Genomic DNA, 25,196 nt, shown 5'->3' on the forward strand with positions numbered 1-25,196 from the left:
AGTCTGCAGGAGGCACCCATGGCCAAGGGCATCATCAACCCGCCGATCGACGAGCTGCTCGACAAGGTCGACTCGAAGTACCAGCTGGTGATCTTCGCGTCGAAGCGCGCGCGCCAGATCAACGACTACTACACCGACATCCACGAGGGTTCGATGTTCGACAACGTCGGCCCGCTCGTCGACGCGACGATCGAGGACAAGCCGCTCTCGGTGGCGCTCCACGAGATCCACCGCGACAAGCTCGTGCTCACCAAGGACGAGGCAGCCGAGGCCTGATGCGCGTCGTCGTCGGGGTCTCCGGCGGCATCGCGGCGTACAAGGCGGCGCTCGCGATCCGCGAGCTCGTCCAGGCCGGGCACGACGTCCACGTCGTGCCCACAGCGTCTGCGCTGCGCTTCGTCGGCAGGCCGACGCTCGAGGCGCTGAGCCGCAACCCGGTCTCGGACGAGGTCTTCGACGACGTCGCCGCCGTGCGCCACGTGGCGCTCGGCCAGGCGGCCGACCTCGTCGTGATCCTCCCGGCGACCGCGAACACCATCGCGAAGCTCGCGACGGGCCTCGCCGACGACCTGCTCGGCACGACGGTGCTCGCCTCGCGCGCGCCGCTCGTCGTCGCCCCGGCGATGCACACCGAGATGTGGGAGCAGGCCGCCACGCAGCAGAACGTGCGCACGCTCGCCGAGCGCGGCGCCACGATCGTCGGCCCCGTCGCAGGCGAGCTCACGGGCGGCGACACGGGCCTCGGCCGCATGGCCGAGCCGCACGAGGTCGTCGCCGCGGCCCTCGCGGTCGCCGGCCGCCGCTCCGGCCCGCTCGCGGGCCGCACCGTCGTCGTCTCCGCGGGCGGCACGCGCGAGCCCATCGATCCGGTCCGCTACCTCGGCAACCGCTCCAGCGGCGCGATGGGCGCCGCGATCGCGGCCGCCGCGCGCGACGCGGGCGCATCCGTCGTGCTCGTCGGCGCCAACCTGCAGGCCGCGCCTCCCGCGGGCGTCGAGCTCGTCGAGGTCGAGACGACCGAGCAGCTGCGCTCGGCGATGCACGAGCGCGCCGGCGCCGACGTCGTCGTCATGGCGGCCGCGGTCGCCGACTACCGCGTCGAGGCCGTCGCCGAGGCGAAGCGCTCGAAGGCCAGCTGGGGCGAGCGCCCCACGCTCGAGCTCGTCCAGAACCCAGACCTCCTCGCCGAGCTCGCCGCCCTGCAGGGCCGCGGGCTCGTCGTCGGCTTCGCCGCCGAGACCGAGCAGGACGACGACGCCCTGCTCGCGCTCGGCGCCGCCAAGCTCGCCCGGAAGGGGGCCGACCTGCTCGTCGTGAACCGCGTCGGGCACGACGAGGGCTTCGGCGCGGTCGACACCCGCGTGCGCGTGCTCGACGCCCACGGCGTCGTCGCCGACGCGGCCGGGCCCAAGACGTCGGTGGCACGTGCCATCGTCGAGACGATCGCGCGGCGGACGGCCGCGCGCAGCGAGAGCGAGGGGGACGCGTGAGCCTGCGCCTGTTCACGTCGGAGTCGGTCACCGAGGGCCACCCGGACAAGATCTCCGACCAGATCTCCGACGCCGTGCTCGACGCGATGCTCGCGCAGGACCCGCAGGCGCGCGTCGCCGTCGAGACGCTCGTCACGACCGGCCTCGTGCACGTCGCCGGCGAGGTGCGCACCACCGGCTACGTCGACATCGCCTCCCTCGCCCGCAGCGTCATCCTCGACATCGGCTACGACTCGAGCGAGGTGTCGTTCGACGGCAACTCGTGCGGCGTCACCGTCTCGATCGGCGAGCAGTCTCCCGAGATCGCGACCGGCGTCGACACCGCCGTCGAGGCGCGCGACGGCTCGGTCGACCCGCTCGACCGCGAGGGCGCCGGCGACCAGGGCATCATGTTCGGCTTCGCGACGGCCGAGACGCCGACGCTCATGCCCGCCACCGCGTGGGCCGCGCACCGGCTCGCCGAGCGCCTCGCCGCCGTCCGCCGCTCCGGCGAGGTGCCGTGGCTGCGCCCCGACGGCAAGACGCAGGTCACCATCGGCTACGACGGCTTCCGACCGGTCACGGTCGACGCGGTGCTCGTCTCGACGCAGCACGCGCCCGGCGTGACGAACGACGAGATCCGCGAGGCGGTCATCGCGCACGTCATCGACCCCGTGGTCGCCGACCTCGGCCTCGACGCGAGCGGCATGCGCGCGATCGTGAACCCCTCCGGCTCCTTCCTCACCGGCGGGCCGAAGGGCGACGCCGGGCTCACCGGCCGCAAGATCATCGTCGACACCTACGGCGGCGCCGCCCGCCATGGCGGCGGCGCGTTCAGCGGCAAGGACCCCTCGAAGGTCGACCGCTCCGCGGCGTACGCGCTGCGCTGGGTCGCGAAGAACGCCGTCGCCGCGGGCCTCGCCTCGCGCCTCGAGGTGCAGGCGGCGTACGCGATCGGCATGGCGCAGCCCGTCGGCCTCTACGTGGAGAGCTTCGGCACGGGCACGGTGCCCGACGAGCGCATCCAGGCCGCCATCCAGGAGGTCTTCGACCTGCGCCCCGGCGCGATCGTCCGCGACCTGGACCTGCGCCGGCCCGTCTACCGGAGCACGGCCGCGTACGGCCACTTCGGCCGCGAGCTGCCCGACTTCACCTGGGAGCGGCTCGACCGCGTCGACGCGCTGCGCTCGGCCGCGGGGCTCTGACCCGGGCGTCGGGCGTGGCGCCGGCCGAGCAGGGGGCGACGCGCTACGCGCGCGTCGTCGTCGACTCGCGGCTGCCGCAGCTCGACCGCGTCTTCGAGTACCGGGTCCCGCCCGCGATGGAGGGCGTCGCCCCGGGCGTGCGCGTGCGGGTGCCGCTGCGCGGCGACCGGCTCGCCGACGGCTGGGTGCTCGACGTGGCCGACGAGCGGGCGTGGGAGGGCGAGGTCGCCGACGTCGAGCGCGTCGTCTCGCCCGTGCCGGTGCTGCAGCCCGAGGTGTGGGCGCTCGCGCGCGCCGTCGCCGACCGAGCGGCGGGCGGCGCCTCCGACGTGCTGCGGCTGGCCATCCCGGGGCGCCAGGCGCGCGTCGAGAAGGCATGGCTCGCGCGCGGCGCGGCGGAGCCCGCGCCGCTGCCCGCGCTCGCCGACGACGCGGAGGCCGTGCTCCCGGGGCTCGTCGAGGCCCGCCGCCGCGTCGCGCTCGAGTGCGCGGGCGGCGTGGCGCCCGTCGCCGCGGCGGAGGGCGAGGCGTGGGTGGGCCGCTGGGCCGTCGCGCTGGCCGCGCTCGCGCGGCAGGCGCTCGAGCGCGGCGAGCAGGCGATCCTCGTCGTGCCCGACCACCGCGAGCAGCGGCAGCTGCGGCTCGCGCTCGAGGCCGCCGTCGGCGCGGACCGCGTCGTCGAGCTCGACGCGCGCCAGCCGAACCCCGACCGCTACCGGGGCTTCCTGCGCTGCGTCGGCCAGGAGCCCGTCGCGGTCATCGGCCCTCGCTCGGCGGTGTACGCGCCCGCGGCGCGCCTCGGCCTCCTCGTCGTCTGGGAGGACGGCGACCCGCTGCTCGCCGAGCCCCTCGCGCCGTGGGTGCACGCCCGCGACGCGGCGCTCGTGCGGCAGGCGCAGTCCGGCTGCGCGCTCGTGCTGGCCGGGCACGCCCGCTCGACCGACGCCGAGCGGCTGGTCGAGCTCGGCTTCCTCGAGCACGAGCTGCTGGGGCGCCACCGGGTGCGGGTGCTGCCCACCGCCATGACGGACGACGGCCGACGCATCCCCACCCAGGCGTTCGCGGCGCTGCGCGACGCGCTCGCCGAGCGGCCGGTGCTCGTGCAGGTCGGCAGGCCCGGCCACGCGCCCGGCCTGCGCTGCGGCGGCTGCGGCGCCCGCGGCCGCTGCCAGGCGTGCGGCGGCCCGCTCGGGCGGCGCACCCGCCAGGCGCCGCCGTCGTGCCGCCTCTGCGGGCGGATCGCCGCGGCCTGGCGCTGCCCGACCTGCCGCGCGACCGCACTCGTCGAGGTCGGCCGCGGCTCCTCGCGCATCGCCGAGGAGCTCGGGCGGGCGCTGCCGGGCGTGCCCGTCGTCGTCGCCGACGGCGAGCACGAGCGGCTGTCCCTCGACGCACGGCCGCGCATCGTCGTCGCGACGCGCGGCGCGGAGCCCATCGCCGAGGGCGGCTACGGCGCGGTCGTCCTGCTCGACGGCGACGCGCTCCTCGCGCGCGAGGGGCTGCGGGTCGCCGAGGAGGCGGTGCGGCAGTGGGCGACGGCACGGGCGCTCGCCGCGGAGGGCGCGCCCGTCGTGCTCGCCGGCGTCGCGGGCCCGATCGCCGCGGCGCTCACCGGCACGACCACGGTGCCGTTCGCCCGGGCGGAGCTGGCCGAGCGGCGAGCCCTGCGCTTCCCGCCCGCGGTGCGCGCCGCGACGGTGACCGGGCTCCCGGACGCCGTCGCCGAGGCGCTCGAGGCGCTCGCCGCGATCCCGCACGTCGACGTGCTCGGGCCCGTGCCGGTCGTGCCCGGTCCCGGCGCCGCGCCGACGGCCTCGGCCGCGCACTCGGAGCGTGCCATCGTCCGCTTCGGCTACGCGGAGGGCGCCGAGCTCGCGGGCGCCGCCCGCGGCCGCGTGCTCGCCGCCGCCTCCCGACCGCGGAAGCCCGGCGCGCAGGTGCGCCTGCGCATCCGGTTGGATGATCCCGAGCCCTTCGACGGGCTCTGACTCGCCCCTGCGCCGTCCCTCGCCCTCCCGCAGCCCGACCCGACCCACCACGGAGCCCATGCGCATCGTCTTCGCCGGCAGCCCCGCCGCAGCAGTCCCGAGCCTCGAGGCCCTCGCGCCGCACCACGAGGTCGCCGCCGTCGTCACGCGCGCGGCGTCGCCGCAGGGGCGTCGCCGCACGCTCACCCCGACGCCGGTCGCGGCGGCGGCGGAGCGGCTGGGGCTGCCCGTCATCGAGGCCGACCGGCTCGACGCGGCGGCGACCGACCGCATCGCCGCGCTCGAGCCCGAGCTCGCGGTCGTCGTCGCCTACGGCGGCCTCGTGCGCGAGCCGCTGCTGTCCGCCCCGGCGCACGGCTGGATCAACCTGCACTTCTCGCTGCTGCCCGCCTACCGCGGCGCCGCGCCCGTGCAGCGCGCCCTCATGGACGGCCGGACGACGACCGGCGTGAGCGTCTTCCGCCTCGTGCCCGAGCTCGATGCCGGGCCGGTCGTGCGGATGCGCGAGGCGCCCGTGCCCGAGGGCGCGACGGCGGGCGAGCTGCTCGCGTCGCTCGCCGAGCTCGGCGCCGAGGAGCTCGTCGCCGCGGTCGCCGCGATCGCCGACGGCACCGCCCGCTTCGTGGAGCAGGAGGGCGCGCCGAGCCTCGCGCCGAAGCTCGCGCTCGCCGACGGCGCGCTCGACCTCGCCCTGCCGGCGCCCGAGGTGCTCGCGCGCTGGCGCGGCACGACGCCCGAGCCCGGCGCGCACGCCGAGCTCGAGGGCGGCGAGCGGCTCAAGGTGCTGCGGCTCGCCCGCTCGGGCGCCGCGCCGCTCCCGGCCGGGCACGCGGCGATCGCCGGCCGCGCCGCGGTCGTCGGCACCGGCTCCGCGCCGCTCGAGCTCGTCGAGGTGCAGCCGGCGGGCAAGCGCCCCATGGCGGGCGCCGACTGGCTGCGCGGCCGCGGCGGCACGGCCACCCTGCTGGTGGGCGGCGCCGCTCCGGCGGATCGGGCCGCGGGCGCGGAGGCGAGCGCGTGAGCGCGCGCGAGGTCGCCCGCGACGTGGTGCTCGCGGTCGCGCGCGACGACGCCTACGCCAACCTGCTGCTGCCGCAGCGCATCCGCGACGCGCGGCTCTCGCCCGCCGACGCCGCGCTCGCCACCGAGCTCGCCTACGGCGCCCTGCGCTGGCAGGGCCAGCACGACGCGCTCATCGCCGACGCCGCCGGCCGGCCGATCGACGCGATCGACCCGACGACGCTCGCGACCCTCCGCATCGGCGCGCACCAGCTCACGCGCATGCGCATCCCCTCGCACGCGGCCGTGCACGAGACCGTGGCGCTGCTCGGCCGCGACCGGGGCCGCCGGGGCTTCGCCAACGCGGTCCTCCGGCGCCTGTCCGAGGACCCGGAGGCTCGGCTCGCGCGACTCGCCGACGGCCTCGGCGGCGACGACCGGCTCGGCCTCGAGACCGCGCATCCGGCCTGGGTGCTGCGCGCCCTGCGGCGCGCGCTCGACGCGGAGGGCGCGGCCGACGAGCTGCCGGCGCTCCTCGACGCCGACAACGCGCCGCCCGCGGTGCACCTCGTCGCGCTGCCGGGCAGGGGCGAGCCGGATGCGGCGCTCGCGCCCACCGCGAGCCCGCTCGGCCGCGTCGCGCCGGCCGGCGACCCCGCGCGGCTGCCTGAGGTCGCCTCGGGCGCGTGGCGCGTGCAGGACGCCGGCAGCCAGCTGGCGGCCCTCGCGCTCTCGCGCGCCGAGCCCGTGCGGGCGGGGGAGCGGTGGCTCGACCTGTGCGCGGGCCCCGGCGGCAAGGCGGCGCTGCTCGCCGCCGAGGCGGCGCGCACCGGCGCGTCGCTCGAGGCGAACGAGGTCTCGCGCCACCGCGCGAAGCTCGTGCGCGACGCGCTGCGCGGCATCGAGGGCGCCGACGGCTCGACGCCGCGCGTCGTGGTCGGCGACGGCCGCCGCTACCGCGACGACGGGCCGCGCTTCGAGCGCATCCTGCTCGACGCCCCCTGCACCGGCCTCGGCGCGCTGCGCCGCCGTCCGGAGGCCCGCTGGCGCAAGCAGCCCACCGACGTGCCCGAGCTCGCCGCCCTCCAGGCCGAGCTGCTCGAGGCAGCCGCAGCCGCGGTCGTGCCCGGCGGCCTCGTCGCCTACGTGACGTGCTCGCCGCACCTGGCCGAGACGCGTGCGGTCGTCTCGCGCGCCGCGTCGCTCGGCCTCGAGCCGGTCGACACCCGCGCGGTGCTCCGGGAGGTCGCGCCCGGCATCGCGCTCGGCGAGACGGGCGACGCCGCGCAGCTGTGGCCGCACCGCAACGGCACCGACGCGATGTTCGTGCAGCTGCTGCGCAGGGGCGCCGAGGGGTGACGCGCGGTCACGAGCATGCACGGGCGGTCGATAGGCTGGCACCCATGGTCAGGATCCACCCGAGCATCCTGTCGGCCGACTTCGTGAACCTGGAGCGAGACCTCGCCCGCATCGCGACCGCCGACGGCGTGCACCTCGACGTCATGGACGCGCACTTCGTGCCGAACCTCACGTTCGGCCTGCCGATGGTGCAGCGGATCGCCGAGGTGACGGACCTGCCGATCGACGTCCACCTCATGATCGACGACCCCGACACGTGGGCGCTCCAGTACGCCATCGGCGGCGTCGACTCGGTCACGTTCCACGCCGAGGCCACCCGCGACGCCGTCGCGCTCGCCCGCGAGCTGCGCGCGCGCGGCACGCGCGCCGCGATCGCCGTGAAGCCCGGCACCGAGGTCGACCTCGTCGCCGAGCACCTGCGAGAGTTCGACATGGTGCTCATCATGACCGTCGAGCCCGGCTTCGGCGGGCAGTCGTTCATGCCCGGCATGATGCCGAAGCTCGAGACGCTGCGCGCCCGCGCCCGCGACCTCGGCATCGACGTCGCCCTCCAGGTCGACGGCGGCATCACCGACGACACGCTCCCGATCGCCGCGGCCGCGGGCGCCGACGTCTTCGTCGCCGGCTCGGCCGTCTACGGCCACGCCGACCCCGCCGAGCGGATCGCGGCGCTGCGCGCCGCGGGCGGCGGCGAGGCCGTCGCGGCGGCCGCGGGCGATGCGCCGGCGGGTAGCCTGGAGCGGTGAAGACCTTCGACGAGCTGCACGCCGAGCTCGAGCGCACCCTGGCCGAGCGCCGGGACGGATCCCGCACCGTCGAGCTCGTCGACGCCGGCGTCCACGCGATCGGCAAGAAGATCGTCGAGGAGGCTGCCGAGGTGTGGATGGCGGCCGAGCACGAGACCGACGAGGACACCGCGCTCGAGATCTCGCAGCTGCTCTACCACCTGCAGGTGCTCATGCACGCGAAGGGCATCTCCCTCCAGGACGTCTACCGACATCTCTGACGCCGCAGCACATCGACGTCAGACCTGAAGGGACCCCCATGCTCAAGATCGCCGTGCCCAACAAGGGCTCGCTCGCCGAGACGGCCGCCACGATGCTCGAGGAGGCCGGCTACCGCGGCCGGCGCGACTCCAAGGAGCTCATCGTCCTCGACGCCCGCAACGAGGTGGAGTTCTTCTACCTCCGCCCGCGCGACATCGCCACCTACGTCGGCTCGGGCGCGCTCGACGTCGGCATCACCGGTCGCGACCTGCTGCTCGACTCCGGCTCGCCCGCGGTCGAGGTGCAGGGCCTCGGCTTCGCCCGCTCGACCTTCCGCTTCGCCGGCCCCGCCGGCCGCTTCCGCGAGACGGCGGAGCTGCAGGGCGTGCGCGTCGCGTCGTCGTACGACGGGCTCGTCGCCCAGCACCTCGCCGAGCGCGGCATCGACGCCCGGCTCGTGCGCCTCGACGGCGCCGTCGAGTCGGCCGTGCGACTCGGCGTCGCCGACGCGATCGCCGACGTCGTCGAGACCGGCGCGACCCTGCGCGCCCAGGGCCTCGAGGTGTTCGGCGACCCGATCCTCGCGAGCGAGGCGGTGCTCATCTCGAGCGGCGCCGAGAGCCCGGGCCTCGCGACGCTGCAGCGCCGCCTGCAGGGCGTCATCGTCGCGCGCGACTACGTGCTCGTCGACTACGACATCGAGCGCTCTCGCCTCGACGCCGCCATCGGCGTCGCCGCCGGCTTCGAGAGCGCGACCGTGAGCCCGCTCCACGACCCTGAGTGGGCTGCCGTGCGCGTCATGGTGCGCCGCGACGAGACCAACCACGTCATGGATGCGCTCGCCGACGTGGGCGCGCGCGCGATCATCGTCACGCGCATCCACGCCGCGCGGATCTGAGGCCGGCATGCTCGCCACCCGCGTCATCCCGTGCCTCGACGTGGCGCACGGCCGCGTCGTCAAGGGCGTCCGCTTCCAGGGCCTCGCCGACCAGGGAGACCCGGTCGAGCTCGCCGCGCGCTACGCCGAGCAGGGCGCCGACGAGCTCACCTTCCTCGACGTGAAGGCGACGGTCGAGGACGCCGGCACGATGCTCGACGTCGTCGAGCGCTGCGCCGAGCAGGTCTTCATCCCCCTCACGGTCGGCGGCGGCGTGCGCAGCCGCGACGACGTCGCGCGCCTGCTCGCGCACGGCGCCGACAAGGTGGGCGTCAACTCGGCCGCCATCCGCGACCCCGGGCTCATCGACCGCATCGTCGCCGACTTCGGCTCGCAGGTGCTCGTGCTCTCGCTCGACGTGCGGCGCGCGGCCGACCAGCCGAGCGGCTTCGAGGTGACGACGCACGGCGGCTCCCGCGGCGCGGGGCTCGACGCGATCGCGTGGGCCCGAGAGGCAGTCGGCCGCGGCGTCGGCGAGCTGCTCGTCAACTCGATCGACGCCGACGGCACGAAGGACGGCTTCGACCTCGAGCTCACGCGCGCCGTGCGCGCGGTCGCGACGACGCCGGTGATCGCCTCGGGCGGCGCGGGCGGCCCAGCCGACTTCGCGCCCGCGGTCGGCGCGGGCGCCGACGCCGTGCTCGCCGCGAGCATCTTCCACTCGGGGCAGTGCACGATCGGCGAGGTCAAGGACGCGATGCGGGAGGCCGGGGTGACGGTGCGATGAGCGACGGGACGGCGATGCCGCAACTGAAGAAGGACGCCGACGGGCTGGTCGCCGCGGTGATCCAGGACGACGCGACGGGCGACGTGCTCATGGTCGGCTACATGGACGACGAGGCGCTGCGGCGAACGGCGACCGAGGGCCGCGTGACGTTCTGGTCGCGCTCGCGCCAGGAGTACTGGCGCAAGGGCGACACCTCCGGCAACGTGCAGGTGCCTCGCTCGATCGCCATCGACTGCGACGGCGACGCGCTGCTCATCCGGGTGGACCAGACCGGACCGGCGTGCCACACGGGGGAGCGGACGTGCTTCTTCACGCCCGTGCCGACCACCGTGGTCGAGGAGCGGGCATGACCGACACCGACCGCGCCGCCTTCGAGGCCCTGCTCGAGGGCCACCGCATCGTGCCCGTCGTCCGCGAGGTCTTCGCGGACGTCGAGACGCCCGTCGGCGTCTACCGCCGGCTCGCCGACGGCCGCGCGGGCACGTTCCTGCTCGAGTCCGCGCAGCAGGGCGTGTGGAGCCGGTGGTCGTTCGTTGGCGTCGAGGCGTTCGGCACGCTCGTCGCCGACAGCGACGCCGTCGCCTGGCGGGGGAGCGTCGACGCCTCGCGGATCCTGGGCGACGACGTCCCCGGCACCGGGCTCGCGGCCCTCGAGCACCTGCTGCGCCGCTGGGCGACGCCGCGCATCCCTGGCCTGCCGCGCCTCACGGGCGGCCTCGTCGGCCACATCGGCTGGGAGGCCATCCGCGAGCTCGAGCGGCTCCCCGACGCGCCGCCGCGCGAGGTCGACGTGCCCACGACGGCGCTGTCGCTCGTCGCGACCCTCGTCGCGCTCGACCACCGCACCGGCACCGCGCACCTCGTCGCCAACGTGCTCAACGACGGCACCCAGGGCGCGGAGGCGCTCTGGGCCGACGCGCAGGCGCGCCTCGACGCGCTCGAGGCACGCCTCGCGGGCGACGCGCCCGGTGCCCTCGCGGCCCTCGACCGCGACGCCGCGGCCGAGCCGTCGGCGCGCGTCGCCGACGACGACTTCCGCGCCATGGTGGAGCGCTCGAAGCTGCACATCCGCGACGGCGACGTGTTCCAGGTCGTGCTCTCGGCCCGCTTCGACCTCGAGACCGACGCGACGCCGCTCGAGGTCTACCGCGTGCTGCGCATGCTCAACCCCTCGCCGTACCTCTACCTGCTCGCCCTCGAGGACGCCGAGGGCCGCCCGTACGCGGTCGTCGGGTCGAGCCCGGAGGCGCTCGTCACCGTCCACGAGGGCTCGGCCACGATGCATCCCATCGCCGGTAGCCGGCCGCGCGGCGCCGACGCGAACGCCGACCGCGCGCTCGCCGAGGAGCTGCTCGCCGACCCGAAGGAGCGCAGCGAGCACGTCATGCTCGTCGACCTCGCCCGCAACGACCTGCTGAAGGTGTGCGAGCCCGGCACGGTCGCCGTCACGGAGTTCATGGCGATCGAGCGCTTCAGCCACATCATGCACATCGTGTCGACGGTGGAGGGGCGGATGCGCCCGGGCACGACCGCGGTCGACGCGTTCCGCGCCACCTTCCCGGCCGGCACGCTCTCGGGCGCGCCGAAGCCGCGCGCGCTCGAGATCATCGACGAGCTCGAGCCGGCCCAGCGCGGCGTGTACGGGGGCGTCGCGGGCTGGCTCGACCTCGCCGGCGACGCCGACCTGGCGATCGCGATCCGCACCGTGACGATGCGCGATGGCGTCGCGCACGTGCAGTCCGGCGCGGGGCTCGTCGCGGACTCCGACCCGGAGGCCGAGCTGCGCGAGGTGCGCAGCAAGGCGGCCGCGCCGCTGCGCGCGGTCGCGGTCGCCTCCTCGATGCGGCAGCGGGGCTGACGTGCTGCGGCGCGCGCGCACGATCTCGGTGCTGGGCCTGCTGGCGGCCGGTGCGCTGGGCCTGCTCGCGGCGACGCAGCCGTGGGCGATGGTGACGCTCGTCGACGGCCGCGAGCTCACGACGAGCGGTCAGGGCGTGGCCGCGTCGCTCTCGATCGTCGCCTTCGTCTGCATCGCCACGGCGCTCGTGCTGCCGATCGCCGGGCGCTGGTGGCGCGTCGTGCTCGGCGCGCTCGCCGTGCTCGCCGGCGGCGCGCTCGCCGCCGAGGCGTGGGGCGCGCGGGCGCGCGTCGACGAGGCGGTCGCCGAGCTCGTCGCCGAGGCGACCGGGCTCGCGGGCAGCGCCCAGCAGGCCGAGATCGCGCGGCTCGCCGCGACCGGCTGGCCCGACGCCGCGGTCGCCGGCGGCGCGCTCGCCGTGCTCGTCGGCGCCTGGGTCCTCGCGACCGGCCACCGCTGGCCGGCGCGCGCCGCGCGCGCCGCGCGCTACGAGCGCACCGGATCCGGGCTCGCGTGGGACGCCATGGACGACGGCGAGGACCCGACTCGGTAGAGTGGACGCAGGGCGCCCTGCGTCCTCCACCCACCGACTTCGAGGAGCATCGTTGAGCACGCGCCCCGGCATCACCGAGCAGCACGCGGCCGACCTGGCCGTCGCCGAGTACGACCCCGCGTTCGTCGACCCCGGCCACGGCCACTCGCGCGCCGCCTGGGTCAGCATCGTCGTCATGCTCGTCGCCATCGCCGCCGGCACCGTCTTCTTCTTCCTCGACCAGCCGCTCCTCGTGTGGATCAGCGCCGGCGTGCTCGTCATCGGCGCGATCCTCTGGCCCGTCCTCGCCAAGGCGGGCTTCGGGGAGCAGGGGCACTAGGCCGTGCTCGACGCGCTCACCGAGGGCGCGCTCGAGGACGCGGCGCGCCGGCGGGAGGACCTCCCGATCGAGCGGCTCGAGGCGCTCGCGCTCGCGACGCCCGCGCCGCGCGCCGCCGCCGCGTTCCTCGGCACGCCCAAGCCCGGCTCGGACGGGCCGCACATCATCGCCGAGGTGAAGCGGGCGAGCCCCTCGAAGGGCGCGCTCGCCGACATCCCCGAGCCCGCGTCCCTCGCCGCCGAGTACGCGGCGGGCGGTGCGAGCGCCATCAGCGTGCTCACCGAGGGCCGGCGCTTCCTCGGCTCGCTCGACGACCTCCGCGCCGTCCGCGCGGCCGTCGACGTGCCCGTGCTCCGCAAGGACTTCATCGCCGACGAGTACCAGCTGCTCGAGGCGCGCGCGGCGGGCGCCGACATGGCGCTGCTCATCGTCGCGGCGCTCCCGGCGGCCCGCCTCGTCGAGCTTCACCGCTTCGCGACCGACCTCGGGCTCTCCGTGCTCGTCGAGGTCCACGACGAGGCCGAGATCGACGTCGCGCTCGAGGCCGAGGCCGGCATCCTCGGCGTCAACACGCGCGACCTCAAGACGTTCACCATGCACCCCGAGCGCTTCGCCGACCTGCGCGCCCGCATCCCCGCGGGCGTCGTGGCGGTCGCGGAGTCGGGGGTGCGCACCGCCGACGACGTGGCGCGCTACCGCCGCGACGGCGCCGACGCCGTGCTCGTGGGGGAGGCGCTAGTCCGCGACGGCGACCCCCGCGCCCGCGTCGCCGAGTTCGGGAGGGCAGCATGACCGCGCACGAGAGCCTGCGATCGCAGGAGGGGCCCTGGTTCGGCGCCTTCGGCGGCACGTTCATGCCCGAGCCGCTCATGGCGGCGATCGACGAGCTCGCCGCCTGCTACGACGAGGCGCGCCGCGACCCGGCGTTCCTCGCCGAGTTCCAGCGGCTCAGCCGCGACTACACGGGCCGCCCGTCGCTCCTCACCGAGGCGACGCGCCTCTCGGAGCGCGCCGGCGCGCGCATCCTGCTGAAGCGCGAGGACCTCAACCACACCGGCAGCCACAAGATCAACAACGTGCTCGGGCAGGCGCTCGTCGCGCAGCGGCTCGGCAAGACGCGCCTCATCGCCGAGACGGGCGCGGGCCAGCACGGCGTCGCGACCGCGACGGCCGCCGCCCTGTTCGGCATGGAGTGCGTCGTCTACATGGGCGAGGTCGACACGCAGCGCCAGGCGCTCAACGTCGCCCGGATGCGGCTGCTCGGCGCCACCGTCGTGCCCGTCACGAGCGGCTCCCGCACGCTCAAGGACGCCATCAACGAGGGCCTGCGCGACTGGGTCGCGAACGTCGACTCGACGCACTACCTCATGGGCACCGTCGCGGGCCCGCACCCGTTCCCCGCGATGGTGCGCGACTTCCACCGCGCCATCGGCGAGGAGGCGCGCGAGCAGGTCATCGCCATGACGGGCGGCCTGCCGGACGCCGTGCTCGCGTGCGTCGGCGGCGGCTCGAACGCCATGGGCATCTTCCACGCCTTCCTCGACGACGCCGACGTGCGGCTCATCGGCCTCGAGGCCGCGGGCGACGGCGCCGCCACCGAGCGCCACGCGCTCTCGATCGGCCGCGGCGCGCCGGGCCTCCTGCACGGCATGCGCACGTACCTGCTGCAGGACGACGACGGCCAGACGCTCGAGTCGCACTCCATCTCCGCCGGCCTCGACTACCCGGGCGTGGGTCCCGAGCACGCGTGGCTGTCGGACATCGGCCGCGCCGAGTACCTGCCGGTGAGCGACACGGAGGCGATGGACGCGTTCCTCGCGCTCACGCGCACCGAGGGCATCATCCCCGCCATCGAGTCGGCCCACGCGATCGCGGGCGCGCTGCGCCTCGCCGAGGAGCGGCCGGGCTCGACGCTCGTCGTCTCGCTCTCGGGCCGCGGCGACAAGGACGTCGCGACCGCGGGCCGCTGGTTCGGCCTGCTCGACGAGGACGCGGAGCAGGCATGAGCAGGACCGAGGACGCGATCCGCGCCTCCGGCGGGCGGGCGCTGATCGGCTACCTGCCGGTCGGCTACCCCGACCTGGCGACGAGCGTCGACGCCGCCGTCGCGATGGCGGAGGCCGGCGCGACGGCGATCGAGCTGGGCGTGCCGTACTCCGACCCCGGCATGGACGGCCCCGTCATCCAGGCGGCCACCCAGGCGACGCTCGAGCGCGGCTTCCGCCTCGAGGAGCTCTTCGAGGGCGTCGCGGCGATCGCCGCGCGCACCGACGCGCCCGTGCTCGTCATGACGTACTGGAACCCGGTGCTGCGCTTCGGCGTCGAGCGGTTCGCCGAGCGGCTCGCCGCCGCGGGCGGCGCGGGCCTCATCACGCCCGACCTCACGCCCGAGAACGCGGGGGAGTGGCTCGCCGCGGCGGATCGCCACGACCTCGACCGCGTGTTCCTCGCAGCGCCGTCGTCCTCGGACGCGCGGATCGACGCGGCGATCGCCGCCTCGCGCGGCTTCGTCTACACCGTCTCGACCATGGGCACCACGGGCGCCCGCAGCGACGTCGACCAGGCGGCGCGGGCGCTCAGCGACCGCATCGCGGCCCACGCGGCCGCGCAGGGCACGACGGCGATGCGCTGCGTCGGCCTCGGCATCTCCACCGGCGAGCAGGTGCGCGACGTGCTCGAGTACGCCGACGGCGCCATCGTCGGCTCGGCGCTCGTGCGCGCGCTCGGCGACGGCGGCGTGCCGGCCGTGCGCGAGCTGACGGCCTCCCTCGCGGCTGGCGCCGCGCGGGTCGACGCCTCGCAGGCCGACGAGGCGCAGCCCGACGCCCCGGCCGCCGCTACGATCGACGGCGGTGCGGCTCCGGCCGCCGCCGCGGCAGACCAGAAGGGCGCGAACGCGTGACCGACCTCCTCCAGAGCATCCCCAGCCCGACCCCCGAGTGGCAGCAGGTGCCCGTCGGGCAGTGGCTCGACGCGCTCGGCATCCTCGACCTCGCGCAGGGCTCGTGGATCGGCACCGCCGTCGTCGGCCTCGTCGCGGCGCTCGTGCTCTTCGTGGTCGTCGCCGCGGTCGCGCTCGTGCGCGGCGCGCTCACGCGCCGCACGGTCACGGACGCGCTGCTCTGGTCGCTCATCATCGGCGTCGCGCTGGGCGTGCTCACGCGCTTCGCGAGCCCGGCTTGGGGCATCCAGACGTACGCGATCTGCATCCTCGTCGGCATCCTCATCGCCGCCGCCCTCACCGGCTGGCGCCTGCACCAGCGCGGCGTCGAGGCCGGCTACGTCATCGACGTCGCCGTCTGGGCCGTGCTGCTCGGCATCGTCTTCGCTCGCGCCTTCCACGTCATCTCCCACCCGGACGACTACTTCGGCCCGGGCACCGACCCGCTCGCGGTCCTGCGCGTGTGGGAGGGGGGCATCGCCATCTTCGGCTCGCTCATCGGCGGCGCGCTCGGCATCTGGATCGGCTGCCGCAGCACGGGCCTCCGATTCACCACCTTCGTCGACGCGCTCGCGCCCGGCCTCCTGCTCGCGCAGGCCGCCGGCCGCCTCGGCAACTGGTTCAACCACGAGCTCTTCGGCCAGCCCACCGGGCTGCCCTGGGGCCTCGAGATCGAGGCGACGAACCCCGCCTACCCCGTGGGCCTGCCCGAGGGCGTGCTGTTCCACCCGACGTTCGCGTACGAGATCGTCTGGAACGTGCTCGGCGCCGCGGTGCTGCTGTGGCTCGACCGCAAGCGCGACGTGCAGTGGGGCCGCCTCATCGCCCTCTACCTCGTCTGGTACGGCGCGGGCCGCTCGGTGTTCGAGACCATCCGCCTCGACCCGTCGGAGCTCCTCCTCGGCATCCGCACCAACGTCTGGATGGCCTTCGCCGCCATCGCGATCGGCGTGGTCGTCTGGATCGTGCAGACGCGCCGCCACCCCGGCCTCGAGCCGTCGCCGTGGCAGCCGGGGCGCGAGCCGGGCGCCGAGGATGCCGTAGACTCGGAGGTCTACACCGAGCTCCCGGAGTCCCGCACCAAGGACGAGGAAGAGCCCGCCGCCCATCCCGCGGCCGCAACCAGGTAGTTCTCCGCGCCCGCACGGGCGCTCGCGGGCCGACGGCGTCCCGCTCCACCAGCGAGAGCAGAGGAGCACGATGCGCGCATCGACCAGCCTCCCGCGAGAGGGGCACGCGCCCTTCCGCGGCATGACGTCGCCCGCGGCGACCGGCATGTACGACCCGGCCCACGACAAGGACTCGTGCGGCCTCGCGATGGTCGCGACCACCCGCGGCACCGCGGGCCACGACATCGTCGCGCTCGCGCTCGACGCGCTGCGGAACCTCGAGCACCGCGGCGCGGTCGGCTCGGACGCCGGCACCGGCGACGGCGCAGGCATCCTGTCGCAGATGCCCGACGCGTTCCTGCGCGCCGTCGTGCCGTTCGACCTGCCCGAGGCGGGCGCGTACGCGGCCGGTCTCGCCTTCCTGCCCACCGACGACGCCGAGCGCGCCGCCGTGCGCGACCGCATCGGCGAGCTCGCCGGCCAGGAGCGCCTGCGGGTGCTCGGCTGGCGCGAGGTGCCCACCGACCCCTCGGCGCTCGGCAAGCTCGCCCGCGAGGCGATGCCCGCGATCGAGCAGGTGTTCGTCGCCTCCGCGGGCACGCCCGTCGCCGGCATCGAGCTCGACCGCCTCACGTGGCGCCTGCGCAAGCGCATCGAGCGAGAGGTGGGCGAGTACCTGCCGTCGCTCTCGAGCCGAACCATCACCTACAAGGGCATGGTGACGACGCTCCAGCTCGAGCCGTTCTACCCCGACCTCTCCGACGAGCGCTTCGAGACGAAGCTCGCGATCGTCCACTCGCGCTACTCGACGAACACGTTCCCGTCGTGGCCGCTCGCGCAGCCGCTGCGCATGATCGCCCACAACGGCGAGATCAACACCGTCGAGGGCAACCGCAACTGGATGCGCGCCCGCGAGTCGCAGCTCGCGAGCGAGCTGCTCGGCGACCTGCGCCCGCTGAAGCCCATCGTCACGCCCGGCATGAGCGACTCCGCCTCGTTCGACGAGGTGCTCGAGCTGCTCACGCTCGCCGGCCGCTCGCTGCCGCACGCGATCATGATGATGGTGCCGCAGGCGTGGGAGAACCAGCCCGACATGCCCCAGGAGCTGCGGGACTTCGCCGAGTACCACTCGCTCCTCATGGAGCCGTGGGACGGCCCCGCCGCCATCTCGTTCACCGACGGCTCGCTCGTCGGCGCGACCCTCGACCGCAACGGCCTGCGCCCGGGCCGCTGGCTCGAGACCTCCGACGGCCTCGTCGTCATGGCCTCCGAGACCGGCGTGCTGCCGATCGAGCCGAGCCGCGTCGTCCGCCGCGGCCGCCTGCAGCCCGGTCGCCTCTTCCTCGTCGACACCGAGGCCGGCCGGATCATCCCCAACGACGAGATCAAGATGCAGCTCGCCACGCAGGAGCCGTGGGGCGAGTGGCTCGAGGGCAGCCGCATCCACCTCGCCGACCTGCCCGACCGCGAGCACGTCGCGCACACCCCCGCCTCGGTCACGCGCCGTCAGCGCACCTTCGGCTACACCGAGGAGGAGGTCCGCATCCTCATCGGCCCGATGGCGAAGACCGGCGCCGAGCCGATCGGCGCGATGGGCTCCGACACCCCGATCGCGGTGCTCTCGAAGCGCCCGCGCCTGCTGTTCGACTACTTCGCGCAGGCCTTCGCGCAGGTGACGAACCCGCCGCTCGACTCGCTGCGCGAGTCGATCGTGACGAGCATGACCATGGGCCTCGGCCCGGTCCGCAACCTGCTGACCGCCACGCCCTCGCACGCGAGCCAGATCATCCTCGACTTCCCCGTCATCGACAACGACGAGCTCGCGAAGATCCGCGCGATCGACCGCACGCCCGGCTCGCGCCGCACCGTCGTCGTCAAGGGCCTCTACCGCGTGGAGGAGGGGCCGGAGGGCATGGAGCGCCGGCTCGAGGAGATGTGCCGCGAGGTGGACGACGCGATCGCCGAGGGCGCGCAGTTCATCATCCTGTCGGACCGCGACTCCACCGACCAGCTCGCGCCCATCCCGACGCTGCTCATGACGAGCGCCGTGCACCACCACCTCATCGCCGCGTCGACGCGCATGCGCGCCGGCATCGTGGTGGAGGCGGGCGACGTGCGCGAGGTGCACCACGTGGCGCTCCTCATCGGCTACGGCGCGAGCGCCGTGAACCCGTACCTCGCGATGGAGACGGCCGAGCAGCTCGCCCTCACCGGCCAGCTCGGCGCCGACGTCGACACCGCGGTGCGCAACCTCATCAAGGCGCTCGGCAAGGGCGTGACGAAGATCATGTCGAAGATGGGCATCTCGACCGTCGGCTCGTACGGCGGCGCCCAGGCCTTCGAGGCCGTCGGCCTCTCGCAGGAGCTCGTCGACCGCTACTTCGTCGGCACGCACTCGCCGCTCGGCGGCGTCGGCCTCGACGTCATCGCCGAGGAGGCGCGCCTCCGCCACCTCACCGCCTACCCCGACGAGCGCGCGCCCCACGCGCACGAGCGCCTCGCGACCGGCGGCGAGTACCAGTGGCGTCGCGACGGCGCGCCGCACCTGTTCAACCCCGAGACGGTCTTCAAGCTGCAGCACTCGACCCGCACGGGCCGCTACGACGTGTTCCGCGAGTACACGTCGATGGTCGACCGCCAGGCGGAGGAGCTGCAGACGCTCCGCGGCCTCATCGGCCTGCGCAGCGAGGGCCGCGCGATCCCGATCGAGGAGGTCGAGCCGGTCTCCGAGATCGTCAAGCGCTTCTCCACCGGCGCGATGAGCTATGGCTCCATCTCGAAGGAGGCGCACGAGACGCTCGCGATCGCGATGAACCGGCTCGGCGCGAAGTCGAACACCGGCGAGGGCGGCGAGGACGTCGACCGCCTGCTCGACCCCGAGCGGCGCTCGTCCATCAAGCAGGTCGCGTCCGGCCGCTTCGGCGTGACGTCGATGTACCTCACGCACGCCGACGACATCCAGATCAAGATGGCGCAGGGCGCGAAGCCCGGCGAGGGCGGCCAGCTGCCGCCCGGCAAGGTGTACCCGTGGGTCGCGAGCACGCGGCACGCGACGCCCGGCGTGGGCCTCATCTCGCCGCCGCCGCACCACGACATCTACTCGATCGAGGACCTCAAGCAGCTCATCTTCGACCTGAAGCGCTCGAACCCGACCGCGCGCATCCACGTCAAGCTCGTCTCGCAGTCGGGCATCGGCGCCGTCGCGGCGGGCGTCGCGAAGGCGAAGGCCGACGTCGTGCTCGTCTCGGGCCACGACGGCGGCACGGGCGCGAGCCCGCTGAACTCGCTGAAGCACGCGGGCACGCCGTGGGAGATCGGGCTCGCCGAGGCGCAGCACACCCTCATGGTGAACGGCCTGCGCGAGCGCGTCTCGGTGCAGGTCGACGGCCAGCTGAAGACGGGCCGCGACGTCATCGTCGGCGCGCTGCTGGGCGCCGAGGAGTTCGGCTTCGCCACCGCGCCGCTCGTCGTCTCCGGCTGCATCATGATGCGCGTCTGCCACCTCGACACCTGCCCCGTGGGCGTCGCGACGCAGAACCCGGTGCTCCGCGAGCGGTTCACGGGCAAGCCGGAGTTCGTGGTGCAGTTCTTCGAGTTCATCGCGCAGGAGGTGCGCGAGATCCTCGCGTCGCTGGGCCTGCGCTCGCTCGACGAGGCCATCGGCCGCGCCGACCTCCTCGAGGTCGACCGAGCCGTCGCGCACTGGAAGGCCGACGGGCTCGACCTCGCCCCGGTGCTCGCGCGCCCCGAAGGCGTCCACGGCGCCCCGCGCCGCACGACCGTGCAGGACCACGAGCTCGAGGACCAGCTCGACACGCGGCTGCTGCCGCAGCTGCGCGCCGCGCTCGACGCGGGGGAGCGGCTCGTGCTCGACCTCGAGATCGCGAACACCGACCGCGCCGTCGGCACGATGCTCGGCAACGCCGTGACGCTCCACGCGGGCGCCGACGGCCTCGAGCCTGGCACCGTCGACCTCACGCTGCGCGGCTCGGCGGGCCAGTCGCTCGGCGCGTTCGTGCCGCGCGGCATCGCGCTGCGCCTCCACGGCGACGCCAACGACTACGTCGGCAAGGGCCTCTCTGGCGGCCTCGTCACGGTCCAGCCCGCGGCCGACGCGGCGCTCGTCGCCGAGGAGAACGTCATCGCCGGCAACGTCATCGGCTACGGCGCCACGAGCGGCGAGCTGTACCTGCGCGGCGTCGTGGGCGAGCGCTTCCTCGTGCGCAACTCCGGCGCGACCGCGGTCTGCGAGGGCGCCGGCGACCACGCGCTCGAGTACATGACCGGCGGCGTGGCCGTCATCCTGGGCGGCACGGGACGCAACCTCGGCGCGGGCATGTCGGGCGGCGTCGCCTACGTGCTCGACCTCGACGAGCGCCTCATCAACCAGGACTCGTTCCACCAGGGCGAGCTGCGCGTCGAGCGCCTCGCCGAGGAGGACGAGATCGAGCTGCGCGCGATCCTCGCGCGCCACCTCGAGCTCACGGGCTCCGCCGTCGCCGAGCGCCTGCTCGACGAGGGCCTCGCCCGCATCTCGAAGCTCGTGCCGCGCGACTGGGCGATGGTGCGCTCCATCCGCCTCGACGCGCAGCAGCAGGGGCTCGACCCCGACTCGGACAACATCTGGCGGCAGATCCTGGAGGTGACCGGTGGCTGACCCTCGCGGCTTCCTGAAGGTGACGGAGCGCGAGCTCCCCAAGAAGCGCCCCGTGCCGGTGCGCATCCTCGACTGGCGCGAGATCGGCGAGCCGGGCGACAAGGCGGTGCTGAAGCGCCAGGCCGGCCGCTGCATGGACTGCGGCGTGCCGTTCTGCCACCAGGGCTGCCCGCTCGGCAACCTCATCCCCGAGTGGAACGACCTCACGTGGCGCGGCGAGGGCCGGGCGGCCGCCGACCGGCTGCACATGACGAACAACTTCCCGGAGCTCACGGGGCGCCTGTGCCCCGCGCCGTGCGAGTCGTCGTGCGTGCTCGGCATCAACCAGCCCGCCGTCACGATCAAGTCGATCGAGCAGACCATCGCCGACGAGGCGTTCGCGAACGGCTGGACCGAGCCGCACCCGCCGGCCCGCCTCACCGGCAAGACCGTCGCGGTCGTCGGCTCGGGCCCCGCGGGCCTCGCCGCCGCCCAGCAGCTCACGCGCGCCGGCCACACCGTCGCCGTGTACGAGCGCGACGACCGCATCGGCGGCCTGCTGCGCTACGGCATCCCCGACTTCAAGCTCGAGAAGCGCACGATCGACGCGCGCCTCGCGCAGATGACCGCGGAGGGCACCCGCTTCCGCGCCGGCGTCGAGATCGGTCGCGACCTCAGCTGGGAGCAGCTGCGCGAGCGCTTCGACGCGATCGTCGTCGCCACCGGCGCGCCCGTCGCGCGCGACCTCGAGATCCCGGGCCGCTCGCTCGACGGCGTGCACCTGGCGATGGACTACCTGGTGCAGCAGAACCGCGCCGTCGCCGGCACGGTGCCCGCGAACCAGATCAGCGCGGAGGGCAAGCACGTCGTCGTCCTCGGCGGCGGCGACACCGGATCCGACTGCATCGGCACCGCGCACCGCCAGGGCGCGCTCTCGGTCACGAACCTCGCGATCGGCGTGCAGCCGCCCACCGAGCGCCCCGAGCACCAGCCCTGGCCGATCCACGCGAACCTGTTCGAGGTGCAGACGAGCCACGAGGAGGGCGGCGACCGCCACTACCTCGTGTCCACCGTCGAGTTCCTCGCCAACGAGGTGGGGGAGGTGCGCGCGCTCAAGGTCGCCGAGACCGAGATCGTCGACGGCGTCCGCCGCCCGAAGGCGGGCACCGAGCGCGAGATCCCCGCCGACCTCGTGCTGCTCGCGCTGGGCTTCACGGGCGCCGACGCCTCGATCGGCCACGCGCTCGAGGTGCCGTACGAGCGCGGCGTGCCGCAGCGCCGCCCCGACTTCGCGACCGACGCGCCCGGCGTCTTCGTCGCCGGCGACGCGGGCCGCGGCGCCTCGCTCATCGTGTGGGCGATCGCGGAGGGCCGCGCCGCGGCCGCCGCGGTCGACGCCTACCTCGAGGGCGACACCGACCTGCCCGCACCCGTGCGCGCCACCGACCGGCCGTTCGCGGCCTAGGCGTCCGGCCCCCGGCGATCGCGCCGGGGGCCGGCACCGACCCGCGGGGCACTCCGGCTCTGCGAGGATGGAGACCGTTCGCGCCGAACACCCAGGCGGCGCGATGACGGAAGGCAGAAGCGATGAGAAGAGCCAAGATCGTCGCGACGTTCGGGCCGGCCCTCGCCGGCTACGACCAGACCAAGGCCGCGATCGCGGCCGGCATCAACGTCGCGCGCATGAACCTCAGCCACGGCGACCACGGCGTGCACGAGGAGGTGTACCGGAACATCCGCCGCGCGAGCGACGAGCTCGGCATCCCCGTCGGCATCCTCGTCGACCTGCAGGGCCCGAAGATCCGCCTCGGCAAGATCCCCGGCGGGCCCTACGAGCTCGCCGAGGGCGACCGGTTCACGATCACGACCGACGACATCGAGGGCGACGGCACGCGTGCCGGCACGACCTTCAAGGGCCTCCCGGCCGATGTCAGCCCCGGCGACCCGCTGCTGGTCGACGACGGCCGGATCGCGCTGCGCGCGGTCGAGGTGACCGACACGGAGGTCGTCACCGAGGTCGTCGTCGGCGGCCCGGTGTCGTCGAACAAGGGCATCAACCTGCCCGGCGTGGCCGTGAACGTGCCCGCGATGAGCGAGAAGGACGAGGACGACCTCCGGTGGGCGCTCGACCTCGGCGCCGACATCATCGCGCTCTCGTTCGTTCGCGACGCGAAGGACATCGAGCGCGTGCACGAGATCATGGACGAGGAGGGCCGCAGGCTCCCCGTCGTCGCGAAGATCGAGAAGCCGCAGGCCGTCGAGCACCTCGCCGAGATCATCGACGCCTTCGACGCCATCATGGTCGCCCGCGGTGACCTCGGCGTCGAGCTGCCGCTCGAGCAGGTGCCGCTCGTGCAGAAGACCGCGATCGAGCTCGCCCGCCGCTGGGCGAAGCCCGTCATCGTCGCCACGCAGGTGCTCGAGTCGATGATCGAGAACCCGCGGCCCACGCGCGCCGAGGCGAGCGACTGCGCGAACGCGATCCTCGACGGCGCGGACGCCGTCATGCTCTCGGGCGAGACGAGCGTCGGCAAGCACCCGATCACGACGATCGAGACCATGGCGCGCATCGTCGTCGCCGCCGAGGAGCAGGGCCTCGAGCGCATCCCGCCGCTCGGCACGAAGCCCCGCACGCAGGGCGGCGCGATGACGCTCGCCGCGCTCGACGTGGCCCAGTTCGTCGAGGCGAAGGCGATCATCGTCTTCACCGAGTCGGGCGACTCCGCGCGCCGCATGTCGCGGCTGCGCTCCTCGATCCCGACGTTCGGCTTCACGCCGGACCCCGAGATCGAGAGCCGCATGCAGATGATCTGGGGCATGGCCACGCACCTCGTCGACCGCGTGAGCGACACCGACGACATGTTCGCGCAGGTCGACGACGTGCTCATCGGCAAGGGCCTCGTGCCCGTCGGCGAGAAGGTCGTCGTCATCTCCGGATCCCCTCCCGGGATCTCGGGCTCGACGAACGACCTGCGCATCCACACGGTCGGCGACGTGCACCGCGAGGCCGCGCCCGCGTACCACGGCAAGCGCCGCATCGAGGTCGCGCACCGGTCGACGCCGGCCCCCGAGGAGCGCTAGCGCTCCTCCCGGCTCGGACCACGAGAGGGCGGCACCTGCGGGTGCCGCCCTCTCGCCGTGCGTGCCGGTGGTGGGACTCGAACCCACACTCCTCGCGGAAGCGCAGTTTGAGTGCGCCGCGTCTGCCGATTCCGCCACACCGGCTCTGCGCCGGACGCTGGGCGCCCGCCGCGAACACTAGGCTAGACCTCATGACCGACGACCTCTTCGCAGAGCCCCAGCTCGACGTCCCGCCCGCCGAGCCCGCCACGACCGCGCGGCGCGTCGTGGTCGCGGAGGACGAGTCGCTCATCCGCCTCGACATCGTCGAGACGCTGCAGGCCGCGGGCTTCGAGGTCGTCGGCGAGGCGGGCGACGGCGAGCGCGCCGTCGAGCTCGCGACGGAGCTCTCGCCCGACCTGGTGGTCATGGACGTGAAGATGCCGAAGATGGACGGCATCACGGCCGCCGAGCGCATCGGCAACGCCAAGCTCGCGCCCGTCGTGCTGCTCACCGCCTTCAGCCAGAAGGAGCTCGTGGAGCGCGCCGGCGAGGCCGGTGCCCTCGCGTACGTGGTGAAGCCGTTCACGCAGAACGACCTGCTGCCCGCGATCGAGATCGCGCTCGCCCGCTGGGACCAGATCCGAGCGCTCGAGGCCGAGGTCGCCGACCTGGCCGACCGCTTCGAGACCCGCAAGCTCGTCGACCGCGCGAAGGGCCTGCTGAACCAGCGCATGGGCCTGTCGGAGCCGGAGGCGTTCCGCTGGATCCAGAAGGCGTCGATGGACCGCCGCCTGACGATGGCCGAGGTCGCCGCCGCCGTCATCGAACAGCTCGGCGAGAAGAAGCCGAAGAAGTAGCCCGGGCGGCGCCCTGGGCTCGCCGCGCCCGCCGCGCCTCCACCCGCACGTCTGAGTGGTCACCTCCCGCGAGGGAGTGGCCACTTCGTGCATCGAGTGGTCGTCTCTTGCTGGGATCGGTCGCTTCCTGCAGCAGATGGTGACCAGTGATCGCGCGGATCGACCACTCGATCATCGTTCGCACATCGGC

22 protein-coding genes and 1 tRNA gene are annotated in these 25,196 nt (G+C 74.7%); 22 read left to right on the forward strand and 1 reads right to left on the reverse strand.

Features of this window, described 5'->3' with window-relative positions; all coding sequences use genetic code 11:
* Window positions 1–18 precede the first annotated feature (18 nt).
* The 21 genes from rpoZ to pyk all read left to right on the forward strand — a co-directional run bounded on the left by rpoZ (window position 19) and on the right by pyk (window position 24,167).
* Window positions 19–276, forward strand: a complete 258-nt coding sequence (gene rpoZ / locus IEW90_RS07410; protein WP_188717527.1) for a DNA-directed RNA polymerase subunit omega — start codon at window positions 19–21, stop codon at window positions 274–276.
* On the forward strand, window positions 276–1,490 hold the full coding sequence (gene coaBC, locus IEW90_RS07415; RefSeq protein ID WP_188717528.1) for a bifunctional phosphopantothenoylcysteine decarboxylase/phosphopantothenate--cysteine ligase CoaBC: 1,215 nt from the start codon (window positions 276–278) through the stop codon (window positions 1,488–1,490). The genes rpoZ and coaBC overlap by 1 nt, the downstream gene beginning before the upstream one ends.
* The gene (metK, locus tag IEW90_RS07420; protein ID WP_188717529.1) at window positions 1,487–2,674 is read left to right on the forward strand and encodes a methionine adenosyltransferase; all 1,188 of its coding nucleotides are present in this window, start codon (window positions 1,487–1,489) and stop codon (window positions 2,672–2,674) included. Before coaBC ends, metK begins: the two co-directional genes overlap by 4 nt.
* A gap of 14 nt (window positions 2,675–2,688) precedes the next feature.
* On the forward strand, window positions 2,689–4,662 hold the full coding sequence (locus tag IEW90_RS07425) for a primosomal protein N' family DNA-binding protein (RefSeq protein WP_188717530.1): 1,974 nt from the start codon (window positions 2,689–2,691) through the stop codon (window positions 4,660–4,662).
* Window positions 4,663–4,720: 58 nt separating this feature from the next.
* Window positions 4,721–5,683 (forward strand): methionyl-tRNA formyltransferase, encoded by a 963-nt coding sequence (locus IEW90_RS07430; RefSeq protein WP_188717531.1) that lies wholly within the window; start codon window positions 4,721–4,723, stop codon window positions 5,681–5,683.
* Entirely contained in the window at window positions 5,680–7,020 is a 1,341-nt protein-coding gene (locus IEW90_RS07435; protein ID WP_188717532.1) for an RsmB/NOP family class I SAM-dependent RNA methyltransferase, read from the forward strand. The genes IEW90_RS07430 and IEW90_RS07435 overlap by 4 nt, the downstream gene beginning before the upstream one ends.
* A 44-nt stretch (window positions 7,021–7,064) precedes the next feature.
* On the forward strand, window positions 7,065–7,766 hold the full coding sequence (gene rpe / locus IEW90_RS07440) for a ribulose-phosphate 3-epimerase (RefSeq protein ID WP_188717533.1): 702 nt from the start codon (window positions 7,065–7,067) through the stop codon (window positions 7,764–7,766).
* Window positions 7,763–8,026, forward strand: a complete 264-nt coding sequence (locus IEW90_RS07445) for a phosphoribosyl-ATP diphosphatase (protein ID WP_188717534.1) — start codon at window positions 7,763–7,765, stop codon at window positions 8,024–8,026. Before rpe ends, IEW90_RS07445 begins: the two co-directional genes overlap by 4 nt.
* Before the next feature lie 38 nt (window positions 8,027–8,064).
* On the forward strand, window positions 8,065–8,904 hold the full coding sequence (gene hisG / locus IEW90_RS07450; protein WP_188717535.1) for an ATP phosphoribosyltransferase: 840 nt from the start codon (window positions 8,065–8,067) through the stop codon (window positions 8,902–8,904).
* Window positions 8,905–8,911: 7 nt separating this feature from the next.
* A complete protein-coding gene (gene hisF / locus IEW90_RS07455) occupies window positions 8,912–9,670 on the forward strand; it encodes an imidazole glycerol phosphate synthase subunit HisF (RefSeq protein ID WP_188717536.1) in 759 nt (252 codons plus the stop codon).
* Window positions 9,667–10,020, forward strand: a complete 354-nt coding sequence (gene hisI / locus IEW90_RS07460) for a phosphoribosyl-AMP cyclohydrolase (protein WP_188717537.1) — start codon at window positions 9,667–9,669, stop codon at window positions 10,018–10,020. Before hisF ends, hisI begins: the two co-directional genes overlap by 4 nt.
* The gene (locus tag IEW90_RS07465) at window positions 10,017–11,528 is read left to right on the forward strand and encodes an anthranilate synthase component I (RefSeq protein ID WP_188717538.1); all 1,512 of its coding nucleotides are present in this window, start codon (window positions 10,017–10,019) and stop codon (window positions 11,526–11,528) included. The genes hisI and IEW90_RS07465 overlap by 4 nt, the downstream gene beginning before the upstream one ends.
* Before the next feature lies 1 nt (window position 11,529).
* A complete protein-coding gene (locus IEW90_RS07470) occupies window positions 11,530–12,081 on the forward strand; it encodes a Trp biosynthesis-associated membrane protein (protein ID WP_188717539.1) in 552 nt (183 codons plus the stop codon).
* Between the two features lie 52 nt (window positions 12,082–12,133).
* The gene (locus tag IEW90_RS07475; protein WP_373284733.1) at window positions 12,134–12,400 is read left to right on the forward strand and encodes a DUF6704 family protein; all 267 of its coding nucleotides are present in this window, start codon (window positions 12,134–12,136) and stop codon (window positions 12,398–12,400) included.
* Between the two features lie 3 nt (window positions 12,401–12,403).
* Complete coding sequence (gene trpC / locus IEW90_RS07480) at window positions 12,404–13,192, forward strand: indole-3-glycerol phosphate synthase TrpC (protein ID WP_188717540.1); 789 nt, start codon at window positions 12,404–12,406, stop codon at window positions 13,190–13,192.
* Window positions 13,189–14,406, forward strand: a complete 1,218-nt coding sequence (gene trpB / locus IEW90_RS07485) for a tryptophan synthase subunit beta (RefSeq protein WP_188717541.1) — start codon at window positions 13,189–13,191, stop codon at window positions 14,404–14,406. Before trpC ends, trpB begins: the two co-directional genes overlap by 4 nt.
* Entirely contained in the window at window positions 14,403–15,302 is a 900-nt protein-coding gene (trpA, locus tag IEW90_RS07490; protein ID WP_188717542.1) for a tryptophan synthase subunit alpha, read from the forward strand. Before trpB ends, trpA begins: the two co-directional genes overlap by 4 nt.
* Window positions 15,303–15,532: 230 nt before the next feature.
* Window positions 15,533–16,471, forward strand: a complete 939-nt coding sequence (lgt, locus tag IEW90_RS07495; RefSeq protein ID WP_373284755.1) for a prolipoprotein diacylglyceryl transferase — start codon at window positions 15,533–15,535, stop codon at window positions 16,469–16,471.
* A 70-nt stretch (window positions 16,472–16,541) separates the two neighbouring features.
* A complete protein-coding gene (gene gltB, locus IEW90_RS07500; RefSeq protein ID WP_373284734.1) occupies window positions 16,542–21,107 on the forward strand; it encodes a glutamate synthase large subunit in 4,566 nt (1,521 codons plus the stop codon).
* The gene (locus tag IEW90_RS07505; RefSeq protein WP_188717543.1) at window positions 21,100–22,551 is read left to right on the forward strand and encodes a glutamate synthase subunit beta; all 1,452 of its coding nucleotides are present in this window, start codon (window positions 21,100–21,102) and stop codon (window positions 22,549–22,551) included. Before gltB ends, IEW90_RS07505 begins: the two co-directional genes overlap by 8 nt.
* Before the next feature lie 122 nt (window positions 22,552–22,673).
* A complete protein-coding gene (pyk, locus tag IEW90_RS07510) occupies window positions 22,674–24,167 on the forward strand; it encodes a pyruvate kinase (protein ID WP_188717544.1) in 1,494 nt (497 codons plus the stop codon).
* 62 nt (window positions 24,168–24,229) lie between these two features.
* Here the strand turns inward: pyk and IEW90_RS07515 are convergent.
* Window positions 24,230–24,311 (reverse strand) — tRNA-Leu (locus IEW90_RS07515).
* 47 nt (window positions 24,312–24,358) lie between these two features.
* Here IEW90_RS07515 and IEW90_RS07520 point away from each other — a divergent pair.
* Window positions 24,359–25,006: an ANTAR domain-containing response regulator gene (locus IEW90_RS07520; RefSeq protein ID WP_188717545.1), complete on the forward strand. Its 648-nt coding sequence runs from the start codon at window positions 24,359–24,361 to the stop codon at window positions 25,004–25,006.
* Window positions 25,007–25,196: the final 190 nt, after the last annotated feature.

Source organism: Agrococcus terreus, assembly GCF_014645235.1.
GTDB lineage: Bacteria > Actinomycetota > Actinomycetes > Actinomycetales > Microbacteriaceae > Agrococcus > Agrococcus terreus.